We start from the raw sequence: 13,838 nt of genomic DNA, 5'->3' as shown, positions 1-13,838 counted from the left end.
GAGTATGTGGAGAGGTTCATCCGGGGTGAGGTCGAGCGCTGAGCGGAGGGGTTCACGGCCTCCGGGGCTCCCGGCCCCGGGGGCCGTGGTCATGGTCATGGTCATGGTCATGGCCGTGGTCGTGGGTGACGATCTCGTACGGCTCCGCGCCCGCCGCCGCCACCGAGGCGGCGAACCCGGACGGGACCTCGACGTCGCCGACCAGCCAGCGGCCCGGCAGGCTCCCGGTGGGGTCGGCGACCAGCCACGGTGTGGCGAGCCTCCGGCCCTCCGCCCCCGCCCACCCCGTCTCACCGCGCACCGCGCCGTCACACCCCGGGCCGTGTGCCGGGCCGATTCCGGCCACCGGCAGCCGCAGCCCCTGAGCGAGGCGGCCACCCGCGGCCTTGACGCAGGCCTCCTTGCGGGTCCAGAGCCGGGCGAAGACGACCGCCGGGTCGGCCGGAGGTTCTCCGCCCGAGGCAGGTTCCGAGGCCCGGGTGCCTCCCCGGGCGTGTCCCCGGCCCCGGGACCCGACCAGCGCGCTCTCCTCGGCAGGGAAGAAGCGGGTGGCGAACGCCACCGCGTCGAAGGCCGGGCGGACCTCCTCGACGTCCACGCCGACGGCGCGGCCCGAGGTCACCGCGAGCAGCGCGAGCCCGCCGGAGTGGGAGAGGTTCGTCTCCAGCCCCGGACGGCCCACCAGCTCCGGCTTGCCGTACGCGCCGACACGCCATCGCAGCGCACCGGGTGAGGTGGACAGCAGCTCGCCGAGGATCAGGCGGACCGCGCCGTGCGCGGCGACGTAGCGCCGGCGCGCCTGCTCCAGGACGAACCCGGCGGCCCGCCGCCGCTCGCGCCCGTCGAGCAGGGGGAGCAACCGGTCCACAGGGGAGGCGTCCAGCCGGATGCGCCACACGTGCACGGTTCCGGGGTCCGGCGTGGGCCGCCGGCCCACGCCGGAGGCCGTACCCCCGCCCCTCGCCGCGCCCGCCGCGGACCCGGTGGACGGGGCGGACGGGGCGGACGGGGTGCCCTCGCGGGGGCTCATCGGGCGGGCAGGCCGCTCACCGCGGCGATCTCGTCGAGGTTCACCTCACGGGTGACCAGCTCGACGAGCAGGCGCTCCAGGCCCGTCAGGAACGCCTTGATGACGGCGGGAGGCATGTAGAAGGTGTCGGCGATCAGGCTGAACCTGAGCATCTCGGGCTCGCCGAAGACGTCGAAGGCCTCCAGGAAGAACTTCACGCTGTCCTCGTCGGTGCGGTCCTCCCAGCGGAAGGCCGTGGTGGCCATCGCCTCCCTCAGTCCCCGCGCGGTGGGGTGGAAGCCCTTGGCCGGGGTCTGGGTGTTGGCCCACAGGTCGTTGAAGTAGCAGGACAGGTCGATCTCCACCCCGCGTTCGCGGCTCGCCTCACGGACCAGTTCGGCGGCGCGAGCCGGGTCGAACTGGCCGTGCCGGTAGGCGCCCATCGCGGCCGACCAGGTCGTCTTGACCACGTCCTCGAAGGACTCGCCGTGCAGGTCGACGGTGGCCAGCACCTCCTGGGTGAGGTTGCCGATGGCGTGGCGCAGTTCGGGGGTGAACCGGTTGCCGACGACGAGCTGGACCGCGCAGGCGGGCAGGCCGTTCAGTCTGCCGAGCATCGCGACGGTGGCGGCGAGCAGCACCACGGAGGTGGTGGTCCGGTAACGCTCGGCGAGGGCGTGCAGGGCGGGCGGGATGGCCCTGGAGGTCAGCCCGCCGCGCCAGTAGCGCGGGGAGGGCACGGTCTCACCACACGCCACCGGGAACATGGTGGGCGGCACCGCGGACAGCTGACCGGCCCAGTAGCGCAGGGCCTTGTCCATCCGCCGGCTCCCCTTGGCCGACCGCTCCCACTCCGCCTGGTCGACCGGCTGCCGGGATCTCGGCACCTCGGGCGGGCGGCGCCCGGCGGCCAGCGCGGTCAGCGCGGCGGACATCTCGTCGATGAGGACGCGGACGCTCAGCAGGTCGGCGGCCAGGTGGGAGACGCACAGGATGAGCACCCTGGGCATCCCGTCGAGCACCCCGACCAGGGCGCGGAACGGCACCTCCGCCGCGTTGTCGAAGGCCGTGCCGACCATCCGCCGTTCCTCGTCCTCGAAGAGCCCGACGATGTCGTGGTCGGCGTCGGAGTCTGCGAGCAGCACCTCCACCTCCACCTCGCCGGCGGCGAGGACCTGCTGGCGGAGCTCTCCCGCGGCGTCGGCGCGGAACAGGGTGCGCAGCGACTCGTGCCGGCCCAGCAGTTCGGCGATCTGGCCGAGGACGTCGTCGAGCCGTAGTCCCTCGGCGGTGAGCATCACCTGTGACACGTTGTAGAACGCGGCGTCCGGCATCAACTGAATGTCTCGCCAGATCTGTCGCTGACCCCAGGTGAACGGCCCGGTGGCCGAGCGCGTTCCGGTGAAGCCGACCCGGCGGTGCACCAGCTTTGCCATCACGGAAACCCTTCTTCGGTTGGAAGCCCTAGCGGGAGAGGCGGCGGACGAACACGAGCGTGACGGCGACCGCCACGAGGCCGCCCAGGTTGAAGGCGGCGATGGTGTGGTAGAGCCCGCCGGACTCGCCCAGTGAGCGGGCGAACCAGCCGCCCACCACCACGATGCCGACGAAGTAGCCCGCGTTGAGCGCCAGTGCCAGCGGACCGCCGCCGATCTGCTCCAGAAGGGTCAGCGAGGTCAGCACCAGGCCCATGAACAGGTAGGTGGGCCCGACCACGGTGAGGTAGGAACTCGTCTCGGCCGCGATCTCGGGGCTGCCGGTGATCAGGTGGGCCAGCGCGTCCCTGCCGAGCCAGGCGGCGAGCGCCACCACGGCGTACAGGGCGAGCGCGATCTGCAGACCGCCCTTCAGGGTGCCGGCGAACAGCGCCCGCCGCCCGGCGCCGCGCTGCTCGTTCATCACGATCGCGGTGGCCGAGCCGAGCACGATGCCCGGCATGATGACGAGCACCTGCAGGGCGTTGGCCCCGGCGAAACCGGAGATCACCTTGTCCCCGAACGGGCTGAGCACCCACTCCAGGGCCAGGGTGCTGCCGAACATGACGACGTAGGTGACGGCGACGGGCACGCCGACCTGACCGAGGTGGCCGAACGTGCCCGGCCGCCAGGCGAGGGAGTCGCCTGACCGCCAGAGCCCGGTACGGCGGAGCATGACCACCCCGAGCACGGTGCCGACGAGACCTGCCGCGCCGACGGCCACCGGGACGCCGGCGATTCCCCATCCGAGGCCGAGGCCGAACAGGGCGACCCCGCCGAGCTCCACGCCCGCGCTGGTCAGGGTGACCACGGCCCCCGCGCGGGCGTGGCCGTACCCGCGCAGGGCCGCCGCGGCCAGCATCGGGCCGAGCAGGGTCAGGTGGGCCAGCGCCATCCAGCGCAGGAAGGCCATGAAGTCGTCGCGGGCCGCGTCGGTGACGCCCAGCAGCCCGGCCAGGGCGGCGGCGGAGGCGAAGAGGAACACGCAGGTGATCAGGCCGACGACCAGCCAGGATCGGGCCATGCTCGCGACCGTGCCCATGACGTCCTGGCGACGGCCCTCGCCCCGGTTCAACGCGGCGGCGACCTGGGTGCTGATGCCGAACGCGGCCTGGACGGCGATGAACAGGTTCTCCATCGGCACGAACAGCGAGCGCACGTAGAGCGCCTCGTCGCCGACCATCCGGCCCATCAGCGCCATCACCCCGATCGGGACCAGGACGCCGACGATCTCGGCCGTCATCATCGGCAGGGCCAGTGAGACGATCCGTCGGCGGGCGGCGGGGACGCTCGCCGGCGGCGCGGGCTGGGCGAGCGTCTGCTCAACCACAGCGCAGCCCTCCCCGGGACAGCCCCTGGAAGACGTTGAGCAGCTGGATGTTCCGGGTGCCCTCCATGTACTCCACGCCTCTGGCGTCCCTGACGAGCTTGTCCAGCAGCGGATGCTCCAGCCGGGCTCCGGCGCCGAAGAAGCCGGCCGCCTCCAGCGTCGTCTCCTCGGCCAGCCGGGCCGCGCGGGCCTTGGCGGCCGAGGCCAGATAGCCGAGGCCGGGGTCGTCGTGGTCCAGCGCCACCGCGGCCCGGCGGACGAGGCGGCGCACGCCCTCGATCCGGCGGCCGATCCGGTCCAGCCGGTCGCGTTCGTCGCCGGTCAGCGTGCGCCGGTGCTCGCGCACGTACTCGTAGGCGCCCCGGGCGATGCCGAGGCCGAGCGCGGCGACGCCGGGGCGGAGCCGGTTGAAGCCCGCCACCGCGCCGACCAGGCCGCGCCGGGTGGGCGACAGGTGCCGGCCGAGCACCCGGCCGGGAGGGATCTCGACCCCGTCGAGGCGCACCTCGCTGACCTGGTTGCCGCGCAGGCCGACGGTGGGGAACGGGACGGCCGAGAATCCGGGGTCGCCGGTCTCGACGAGCACCGCGATCACTCCGAGGGGGCCGGGCCGCGTGCGGGCGAAGACCACGCCGAGGTCGGCCCTGGCGGCGTTGCCGATGAACCGTTTGGCGCCGCTGAGCAGCAGCGTCTCCCCGTCGGGGGCGGGGGTGAGCGCGCTGGTCAGCGCGGCGGCGTCGGAGCCTCGGTCAGGTTCGGTCAGCGCGAAGAAGGTCCAGGTGGGACGGTCGAGCAACCGCCCGAAGAACCACTCCTTCTGGGTCTCGTCGCCGAGCAGGGCGACGAACACTCCGGAGAGCGACGGTCCCGGCGCGGCGAGCAGCATGCCCACGTCGGCGGCGGCGAACTCCTCGCAGAACGTGACCCGTTCCAGGCCCCCGGTGCCGTGGAAGCGGTGGCCGCCGATGGTCACCGGGGCCGGGTTGTACTCGGCGGGGATCGGGGTGCGGGCCAGGAACGAGACGCCGGGCAGGTCCAGGTGCTTGTGGATCAGTTCGGGGTCGCGCTCCAGCTCCAGGGCGAGGGGGCGCAGCTCGCCGGCCCACTCGCGCGCGTGGTCGCGCAGGGTGGTCAGCCGGTCGTCCAGCTCGATCATGTCCGAACCTCCGCGGTTCCGGTGTGGGCGTCGGCGAGCAGCTCCGAGACGTGGGCGCTCTGGCCCGGTCCGTCGGCGCGGAAGCCGCTGCCGCCGAGCAGCCGCAGCAGCATCCGGTCCGCCAGGGTGATCTGCAGGTGCAGGTCGTCCAGCGCCTCGCCCGCGGGTTCGCCGTGCAGCGAGCCCTGGATCAGCAGGTGTTCGGTGACCGCGTCGGCGAGCTGTCCCTTGACGAGCTGCTGGACCAGCAGGGGGCTCTCGCCGGCCGTACGGGCACCGAGATAGGCCAGGCATCGGTCGAGGAGGCCCTCCGACAGGCCGAGACGGAGCCAGGCCAGGCCGAGGACCCACTCCGGTGACGCGGGGCCGCCGGCGCCGTCACCCCGCACGGCCACGAGAGCCTCGCCGTACAGGTCCAGGGTGAGCAGGGGGGCGGCGTCGCCGGCGACCGAGGCGGGGAGCACGGCGTGCCCCGCCGGGCCGTACACGGGGGTGCCGCCGTGCCGCAGGTGGAGCAGGAGGAGCGCGGCGACCAGGCCGTCGGACCTCGCCGTCTCCCGGATCTCGTTGTGGTCGATCATGCCTCGGCCCTTTCGCGTCGTCGTACCTCGACCGTGCAGAGGCTGAGATAGCGCAGTGTGCTGTCATAGTCGGCGAGCACCACGCGGCGGCCGGTGGAACGCCAGCCCGTGAGCCCGTCCGCGAGGGTGGCCCAGATTCCGGTGCACGGCCGTCCCGGGGGTGCGAACCGCACGTCCGCCAGCCCGCCGGGCAGGTCGAGACCGGGGCGGGCGATCACCGTGACGTCCTGCTCCCGTCCGGCCAGCTCGGCCGCCAGCGCCGGCCGGACGTCGCCGGGGGCGACGTCGACTCGCCGGACGAGGGAGAGGCCGTCCGCGTCGTCCGGGGCGTCCGCGTCGCCGGTGTGGCCGGTGTCGCCGCCCAGGAGGACGGCGACCGCGCAGTCCTCGACGGGCCGCTCGGCGGCCCCGGTCTCGTACGGCAGGCTCCGCTGATCCATGATCACCAGGAGGGCGTGGCCGGTCCCGGCGAACTCCCCGATCAGCCGCAGGGCGGTGAACGGCGCCACCACCCCCTGATCGGTGACCCCCAGCGGGAGCGGGGCGCCGGGCACCGCGTGGGCCAGCAGCGCCGTCGGCGACTGGAGCATGTCCGCGTCCGGCGTGCTGGTGGCCACCGCCACCAGCCCGACCGGGCCGGGTAGCGGTGCCATCGCCGACAGGATCTCCCCGGCCATCTCCGCGTAGCTGTTACGCGTGGTGGTCAGGAAGTCGCGGCGGTGCGTCATTCCGTAGAGACCGGTGAGGTCGTGGATGTAGTTCTTCAGCAGCGGGCTGGCCGATTCGGGGAGAAAGGGACGGCCCTCCCCGAACACCCGCGACTCCACCCGCTTGAGCCGCAGGCCCGTGCCGGGGAGGCCCACGGCTAGGCCTGCTCGGAGACGTAGTCGGCCAGGGTGGCGACGCTCTCGAAGTGGCGCTGTTCCAGGGTGTCGGTGTCGAACTCCACGTCGATCTCGTCCTCCAGCCTCATCAGCAGCTCCAGCACGCTGGTGGAGTCAAGCCCGAGGTCGTCGAAGAGCCGGGTGCTCTCGGTGATGGAGGCGGAATCGCGTTTGAGCACGTCGGCCAGGGCCGCGACGATAACGGGGACGATCTTCTGGGGGTCGATGACCTGGGTCTCGCTCATGGTGGGAAAACTCCTTTTTCAGATGGACAGGTGCTGCCGGCCGAGCAGGTCGCCGACGCGGTCCCGCTCCCTGACGAGGTGGTGCCTGCCGTCCTTGACCAGGACTTCGGCCGGGGAGCCGTGGCTGAGGAACAGGACGGGGGACGCGGTCGGCCCGTAGGCGCCGGAGCGGAGCACGCCGAGCAGGTCGCCGGTGCGGACCGGGGGCAGCGGGACGCCCTTGCCGAGGGTGTCGTTGGGGGTGCAGAGCGGGCCGGTGACGTACCAGGGCTCGGTGGGCTCCTCGCCGATCCGGTTGAGCAGCCGCATCGGGAAGTTGCGCTTGACGAAGGAGCCGATCCCGACCGCGGCCATGTGGTGGTTGGTGCCGCCGTCGGCGACCGCGAACCTCTCCCCCATGGAGGTCTTCACGTAGCGGACCCGGACCACGTAGGTGCCGCTGGGAGCGGTCAGGTAGCGACCCAGCTCCATGATCATCCGAGTGTCCGGGTACCGGCGGGCGAATTCCTCGACGACGGGGTTCAGCCGACCGGCCAGCAGCTCGGGATCGAGGTCGCGCTCGCCCTCGAAGTAGGCGACGCCGAGTCCGCCGCCCACGTCGACCACCTCCAGGGGGAAGTCCAGCTTCGTGGCGATCCGCTCGGCCATCTCCAGGATGCGCACGGTGTTCTCCAGCACCACCTCCTCGCTGAGGATCCGGGTGCCCATGTAGGCGTGCACGCCCATCAGCCGGACGCCGGGGAAGCGCGTCGCCAGCCCGGGGTCGGCGAGGATCTGCTCCTCGTCGATGCCGAACTGCCGGGGCTTGCCGCCCATGGTGAGCCCGGAGCCCTTGATCGAGAAACTCGGGTTGACCCGCAGCGCGACGTTGGCCGTCGTCCCCCGCGCCCGCGCGGCCTCGTCGATGAGCTCCAGCTCGCCGAACGACTCGCAGACGATGGCGTACACGCCCTCGTCCAGACAGGCCCGCAGCTCCTCCTCGCTCTTGCCCGGGCCGAGGAAGATGATGTCCTCCCCCTTCACCCCGGCCCGCAGGGCGGTGGTCAGCTCCACCAGCGACGACACCTCGGCGCGGGCTCCCAGCGAGTGCAGCAGCGCGCAGATCGACACGTTCGGGTTGGACTTCAGGGAGAAGAACATCTCCATCTTCGGGTGGAGCAGGGTGCGCAGGCCGAGGAACTGGTCCCGCAGCGCGTCACCGTCGTAGACGTACAGCGGGGTACCGTACTCCCGCGCCAACTCGGAGACCGTGATCCCCTGTACCTCGAACTCGGCACTCATCGCGCACTCCCCTCGGTCTCGGCGGCCAGCCGGCCGGCGATCTCGGTGTCGAGGACCGTCAGCCGGTCCTGGTCGTCCGCGAGGAGCAGGCCGTACAGGCGTCCGTCGAACGACCCGCCCCGCTCCTCGCGCGCTCCCGCGTTGACGGTCGCGAAGTTGTTCACCAGCAGCCCGCTGCCACCGGGACCGGCCAGCAGCAGGCCGTCCAGCACCCGGCGCAGGCGCTCGTACGGCAGGCGCCGGGAGAGCCGGAGCGGGTACTGCCTGGCCAGGGCGACCTGCCCGTCGGCGATGAAGGTCTCCTGCATGCGGACCTGGTAGGTGGACATGTTGTTGCGGGCGTTGATCTCGATCACCGGGTAGAGCCGTCCGTCCGGGTCGACCATGGCGTCCACGCCGACCACCCCGTGGAACCCGTCCGCGGCCAGCCGCTCGCCGAGGACCCGCGCGGACTTCTCCACCTCGCCGGTCTGCCGCTCGTCGAGCCCGGCCGGGATGCGGTGGCCCTTGTGCACGCCGCCCTCGGTGATGGCCTCCTTGACGAAGTCGAAGTGGACCGAGCCGTCACGCGCGACGGTGAACTGGTAGTTCAGGTCGGCCCGCTTGTCCACCCACTCCTCGATGAGCAGCGAGACCCGGTCGTCGCCCGACTTGGCGGCCCGGCGCCGGATCATCCCGTGCAGCCGGTCGAGCCGCTCCCCGTTCTCGATCACCGCGATGCCCTTGCCGGAGACGCCGAAGGCGTCCTTGACCACGACGCGGCGGCCGAAGGTCAGCAGCGAACGCGCCTCCTCCACGGCCGACTCCAGCTCGGCGAGGGTGTCGGCGGTCCAGCCCGCGACCTGCCGCAGCCCCGCGTCGTCGGCGGCCCGGCGACTGTAGATCTTGCTGTTGACCGCCTTGCACAGGGCCGCCGGCGGGGAGGCCAGCGGCAGCCCGGACCGTTGGGCGAGTTCCTCCTCCAGGACGGAGGTGCCGTGCGGGGAGAGCATCGCGCCCCGTCCGGCCAGCTCGCCGAGTGTGGCGAGCAGGGCGGGGTCGGCGAGGGCGTCCCTGGTGACGGTCTGCTCGGGGTCGTTGTCGGCGACGGTCAGCACCCGGGGCAGCGCCACGCCGAGCTCGTCCAGATGGGCGAGGTACGCCTCGTCGGGCGCCGCCTTGAGCACGACGTGGTCGCCGGCGCCGGCGAGCAGCACGGCGAACTCGTCCATCCGGTTGACCACGGCCGCGCTCGATCGAAAACCCGTCCTGGGCAGCCCGGCCTCGCCCTCGGCCCACTGGTCCTCGACCTCGAAGTTGCCGAGGAGGACGAGCGGCGTGTCGGCCCCGCCGGTCAGGGCTGTTTTCACCCGGCTGAGAAAGTCCTGCACGTGGTGTCCTCTCAGTGCTGGAAGACCATGGCGGAGAAGGTGGCGCCCAGTCCGACGGCGGCCATCAGGTAGTGGTCGCCCGGCTGGAGCCGGCCGAGCTCCAGGGCGGACTGGTAGTTGAGGAAGGGGTCGGCGCAGAAGCAGTGCCCGGTGACGGGCACGTTGTCGAGGAAGACCCGTTCCAGCGGGAGGCCGACGAGCTTGCACAGCCGTACCCAGGAGACCCGGTTGACGTTGTGCGGCAGCACCAGGGTGAGGTCGCCGAGGGTGAGACCGGCCGTCTCGACCGCCTCGGTCAGCACTCCGGCCAGGGCCTCGGGATAGATCTGCTGGAACTCCGCCGCCGCCTCGTTCGACAGTGACAGCCCGGCGCTGAACCGGCCGTCGGTGCGGGTGGCGTAGCCGAGCACCCGGTCGCGGTCGCCGCCCAGGCCGACCAGGATCGCCGCGGAGCCCTCGCCGTTGATCGCGGTGCCCGGCACCGTCCGGGCGGCCGGGGTGAAGGTCTTCTCCCCGGTGAAGATCAGCGCGAGCGCGTCCGGGTCCCCGTCGGAGGCCAGCAGCCGCCCGGACAGCTCCACGGCCAGCAGGCCCGACGCGCACGCGTGGTTGTGGACGGCGAAGGCCTCGGCGTGCCGCAGGCCCAGGGCCTCGCGCACGTCGTGGATCGGGTTGACCGGGTACGGCGCGATCACCGGCATGGTCCTGGCCTGGATCACGTATCTGATCAGGTGTTCCCGGCCGCGGAGGGCGTCCAGTTTCCCGGCGGCGGCCAGCATCAGGTCGGCCGCGGTGCCGTCGGGGTCCCGCAGGATGTGGGAGAGGCCGTAGAAACGCTCGAACACCTTGATCTGCGCGTCGGTCAGCCCCAGGTCGTCCTGGAGGGACCTGATCGGCACGCTCCGCGACGGGAGGTAGCCGGCCACCGCCCGGAGAGAGGTCACCGGCCCACCAGGGTGTTCAGGTGGTCGGCGAGCGCGTCGATGGTCCGGTAGTCCCAGGCGACCGTCGGTTCCAGGGTCAGGTTGAGGTGATCCTCGATGTCGCCGCACATGACGAACGCGTAGACGGAGTCCAGGCCGTACTGGGTGAGCGACACAGAGGTGCTGATCTCGGCGGGGTCCCTCTCCAGATAGGAGGCGACACGCTGGACGAGCCAGCCGCGCAGGTCATCTGCCGAATCGGACATTTCGGTCTCCTTGCTTGTCTTAACCCGGGAGGGGAAGCCCGGCCAGGTCGAAGCCCCGGTTCTCCCCGTGCCGGTCGAGGAGTTCGTCGAACAGCCGCCGGGCGACCGCCTCGGGCAGCCGCCCGCTCCCCCGGCCCAGCCGGCCCGCGAGCCGGGTGAGCGCCGCGACGACCCAGACCGGGTCGCCGCCGCCGGTCCGCCAGACGTTCAGGCAGGAGCTCGCCGCGAGCACCGCCGCGTATCTGGCCGCCACCCCCAGCGCCTCCGGGCGGGCGTCCACCCCGAGGTCACGCGGGCGCAGCGCGGCGGCGTCCCGCTTGAGCAGGACCAGTTCGTCGGCGAACAGCCCGGCGAGCGCGGCGACCTCCCCGGGCTCCTTGGGCGACGCGGCGTCGGCGAGCACCGCGGAGCTCAGGCTCTCGTGCCCCGCCGCGCTGGGCCTCAGCGCCGCGAAGTCGAGCGGCGGCAGGTCCGCCCCGATCCGGAACAGGTCGGCGGGCGGGTCGCCCGCGATCAGCCAGGAGCGCCGGGCGAGCTGCGGGATCTGCGGCAGCACGGTGGCGAGACAGGCCACCCTGGCGGCGTGCCCGAACCCGATGACCCCCAGGTCGCGCAGGAGCTTCTGGAAGACGGCGTAGGTGCCCTGGCGGATGTAGAAGTGCGCGCCGAGGACCAGGGAGAGCCGGTCCATCGCGTCGATGAGCTGCTTGGACACCGTGTACTTGACCAGGGAGGCGTAGACGCTCGCCTCCCCGGGCAGCAGGTGCAGCGCCCGCGCGGCCACGGTGCCGAACGCGTCGCAGGCCAGCAGGTCGGCGTAGACCTCGGCGAGGGTCGACCGGACCTGGGGGATGGCGGCGACGTTCCGGCCGTACAGGGTGCGGGCCGTGGCGAAGCGCAGCGTGGCGCGGAGCCCGGTGTCCACCACCCCGGCCATCATCGACGGCAGCGCCGTACGGGTGAGCTGGAAGGAGCGCAGCGCCGTCTCGATGCCCCGCCCCGGCGTGCCGAGCACGGAGCCGTCCGGGATCGGGCAGTCGTCGAAGACCACGCCGCCGAGCTGGACACCGCGCATGCCCGCGCTGGGAAAACGCGGCAGGTAGGTCATCCGGTCCGGCGGCAGGTCGGCCTTGTGCACGAAGAGCTGGGAGTGGCTGCGGCTGCCCTCCTCGGCCGAGGTCCTGGCGAAGACGACCAGGGAGTCGGCCCGCCGGAGGTTGGTGACCACCTCCTTGCGCCCGTTGAGGAGCAGCCGCCCGCCGGGGCCCGGGGTGGCCGCGAACTCGGCCCTGGCGAAGTCGTTGCCGTGCGCGAGCTCGTGGTAGACCGACGCGATCTTCCGGTTGGCCAGCATCAGGTCGGCGAACGCGCGGCGCTGCCCGTCGTCGCCCGCGGCCCACACGTTCACCGAGGCGATGAAGGAGCTGGCCCCGTAGCCCAGGCCCAGCGCGGGGTCGCGCCGCCAGACCGAGCGCATCACCCGGACCAGCCGGTCCACCCCGGTCAGCCGGCCGCCGAGCTCGGCGGGCACGAACTCGGCGTTCAGCCCGTACTCGTCCAGCAGCCGCTCCCCCTCGGCGAACATCTCCTGCCGCTCGTCGGCCGCGACGACGGCGGCGTGGTTCATCGGGTTGGCCGGATCCCACGGATCGCCGAGGAGTTTCTCCAGCGTCTCGCTCATGCGCGCTCCCGCGTCTCGTCGAACAGCCGGTCGAAGACCGCCCGGTCCGGGTCGGAGCCCAGCCGGGCGAGCACGTAGGTCAGGGCCGCCTCCAGCCAGATCCGGTCCCGCCAGCCGGGGTTGGCCAGCCAGAGCTGCAGGACCGCGGCCCCGGCGAAGCACCACTGGTACCGCTGGGCCAGGTCGAACGCCTCCGCCGGCACATCGCGCGGGCTGGGCGCGCACGTGGCGAGCGCGGCGTGCAGGTCGTCGCAGTGGTCGAGCAGTTCGCGGGCCGGCGCCTCGACGGCTCCGAGGTCGTGGCCCGGTGGCCGGGTCCGCCCCGCGCCGGGCGCGCTCAGCCCGGCCACCGCGTCCGGCAGCCCCTGGACGAGGCCGCATCCGCCCCTGGAGGCCAGGACGAGGCCCCGGTGTCCGGGACGGCCGGGGGGCGAGCCGAGGTCGAGCAGCCTGGCCAGGCCCTGCCTGTCGGGCGGTCCGGACAGATATCCCCGGGCCAGGGCGGGAAACTGGTTGATCAGGGCGTTCTCGTTGACGGACGAGTTGCCGTCGAAGATGGCCACCACCCGGTGGTCGCGGGCCAGCTTCTGAAACACGCCGTGGTCGTGGACCTCGGTGAGGAAGGCACGGGTGCCGAGCAGCTCGCCACAGGCGAAGATCAGCTCGTCCACCCTGGCCGGCACGAACGCCTTGGTCACCGCCGAGATCACACTCATCTCCGCGGGCAGCGCGTGGATGCCGCGCGCGGCGGCCGTGGTGACCGCCTCCACGACGAACCGGGCGGCGTGCGCCTCCCCCAGCGTCCTGCGCACGTGCGGCATCTCGCCGAGGAGGCGGCCGTAGAGCCTGCGCTCGGCGGTGAACCCCTCGGCCTGGCGGATCGCCTGGTCGGCGGCGCCCAGCGAGAGCCCGGCGCAGATCGTCCTGGTGAGCTGGAGCGCCTTGAGGACCACCTCAAGGCCGGCGCCCTCGGCTCCGATCAGCGCGCTCTCCGGCACCAGGGCGCCGTGGAGGGCGATGCCGCTGATGTCCGCGCCCCGGATCCCGTGGGTGGGGACCTTGGGCAGGCAGGTGTAGTCGGCCCCGGCCAGCCGGCGCTTGTCGATCAGCAGGAGGCTGAACCCCCGGGGGCCGCCGTCGGGGTCGGTACGGACCAGGAGGCTGAGCAGGCTGCCCCGGGTGGCGTTGTTGATCAGCCACTTCTCGCCGGTGACGCGGTAGCCGCCGGGGACCCGGGTGGCGCGGACCTCACCGGCCAGCAGGTCGCTGCCGTGGCCGCGCTCCGTCAGCCCCCAGGAGGCCGGGACACCGGCGATGACGTCCGCGGCCACCGCCTTGGCCTGGGCGTCGGCGCCGGCGATCCAGACGCTCACCGAGCCGAGATAGCTCTTGGCGTGGCCGACGGCGACGGTCAGGTCCCGCCGGGCGACGGTTCTGATCAGGTCGAGGAGCCGGGGATAGTCGACGAGGGTTCCGCCGTACTCGGCGGGCACGTAGCCGGCGGGCAGTCCGAGCCGGTCAAGCTCGCGGCAGATCTCCTCGGGGAACTCCTCACGGCGGTCCAGCTCGGCGCAGCGGGCGTAGGAGAACAGGGTCGCGGGGTCGGCGGGGTCGCCGAGCAGGATGTCGAGATCCAT

At 72.7% G+C, this 13,838-nt stretch carries 13 protein-coding genes; all 13 read right to left on the bottom strand.

Features of this window, described 5'->3' with window-relative positions; genetic code table 11:
• Window positions 1-52 precede the first annotated feature (52 nt).
• Genes ACWEF2_RS20170 through ACWEF2_RS20110 form a run of 13 tightly spaced genes read right to left on the bottom strand, consistent with a single transcriptional unit; the run spans window position 53 to window position 13,838 of the window.
• Entirely contained in the window at window positions 53-1,030 is a 978-nt protein-coding gene (locus ACWEF2_RS20170; RefSeq protein ID WP_453817259.1) for a 4'-phosphopantetheinyl transferase family protein, read from the bottom strand.
• Window positions 1,027-2,445, bottom strand: coding sequence for a condensation domain-containing protein (locus ACWEF2_RS20165; RefSeq protein ID WP_453817257.1), 1,419 nt, complete (start codon window positions 2,443-2,445; stop codon window positions 1,027-1,029). Before ACWEF2_RS20165 ends, ACWEF2_RS20170 begins: the two co-directional genes overlap by 4 nt.
• Window positions 2,446-2,473: 28 nt before the next feature.
• On the bottom strand, window positions 2,474-3,814 hold the full coding sequence (locus tag ACWEF2_RS20160; protein WP_453817255.1) for an MATE family efflux transporter: 1,341 nt from the start codon (window positions 3,812-3,814) through the stop codon (window positions 2,474-2,476).
• The gene (locus tag ACWEF2_RS20155; protein ID WP_453817253.1) at window positions 3,807-4,970 is read right to left on the bottom strand and encodes an acyl-CoA dehydrogenase family protein; all 1,164 of its coding nucleotides are present in this window, start codon (window positions 4,968-4,970) and stop codon (window positions 3,807-3,809) included. Before ACWEF2_RS20155 ends, ACWEF2_RS20160 begins: the two co-directional genes overlap by 8 nt.
• Window positions 4,967-5,551, bottom strand: a complete 585-nt coding sequence (locus tag ACWEF2_RS20150) for a hypothetical protein (protein ID WP_453817251.1) — start codon at window positions 5,549-5,551, stop codon at window positions 4,967-4,969. The genes ACWEF2_RS20155 and ACWEF2_RS20150 overlap by 4 nt, the downstream gene beginning before the upstream one ends.
• Entirely contained in the window at window positions 5,548-6,414 is an 867-nt protein-coding gene (locus ACWEF2_RS20145) for a hypothetical protein (RefSeq protein WP_453817250.1), read from the bottom strand. Before ACWEF2_RS20145 ends, ACWEF2_RS20150 begins: the two co-directional genes overlap by 4 nt.
• Before the next feature lie 2 nt (window positions 6,415-6,416).
• Entirely contained in the window at window positions 6,417-6,680 is a 264-nt protein-coding gene (locus tag ACWEF2_RS20140; RefSeq protein ID WP_453817248.1) for an acyl carrier protein, read from the bottom strand.
• Between the two features lie 18 nt (window positions 6,681-6,698).
• The gene (locus ACWEF2_RS20135; RefSeq protein ID WP_453817246.1) at window positions 6,699-7,961 is read right to left on the bottom strand and encodes a type III PLP-dependent enzyme; all 1,263 of its coding nucleotides are present in this window, start codon (window positions 7,959-7,961) and stop codon (window positions 6,699-6,701) included.
• On the bottom strand, window positions 7,958-9,331 hold the full coding sequence (locus ACWEF2_RS20130; protein WP_453817244.1) for a preATP grasp domain-containing protein: 1,374 nt from the start codon (window positions 9,329-9,331) through the stop codon (window positions 7,958-7,960). The genes ACWEF2_RS20135 and ACWEF2_RS20130 overlap by 4 nt, the downstream gene beginning before the upstream one ends.
• Before the next feature lie 11 nt (window positions 9,332-9,342).
• On the bottom strand, window positions 9,343-10,275 hold the full coding sequence (locus ACWEF2_RS20125; protein ID WP_453817242.1) for a 3-oxoacyl-[acyl-carrier-protein] synthase III C-terminal domain-containing protein: 933 nt from the start codon (window positions 10,273-10,275) through the stop codon (window positions 9,343-9,345).
• Complete coding sequence (locus tag ACWEF2_RS20120) at window positions 10,272-10,520, bottom strand: acyl carrier protein (RefSeq protein WP_453817240.1); 249 nt, start codon at window positions 10,518-10,520, stop codon at window positions 10,272-10,274. The genes ACWEF2_RS20125 and ACWEF2_RS20120 overlap by 4 nt, the downstream gene beginning before the upstream one ends.
• Window positions 10,521-10,539: 19 nt before the next feature.
• Window positions 10,540-12,201, bottom strand: coding sequence for an acyl-CoA dehydrogenase (locus tag ACWEF2_RS20115; RefSeq protein ID WP_453817238.1), 1,662 nt, complete (start codon window positions 12,199-12,201; stop codon window positions 10,540-10,542).
• On the bottom strand, window positions 12,198-13,838 hold the full coding sequence (locus ACWEF2_RS20110) for an acyl-CoA dehydrogenase family protein (RefSeq protein ID WP_453817236.1): 1,641 nt from the start codon (window positions 13,836-13,838) through the stop codon (window positions 12,198-12,200). Before ACWEF2_RS20110 ends, ACWEF2_RS20115 begins: the two co-directional genes overlap by 4 nt.

Source organism: Streptosporangium sp. NPDC004631, assembly GCF_053601935.1.
Note: the sequence above shows the minus strand (reverse complement) of the source record. Positions and strands in the feature narration are given on the sequence as shown.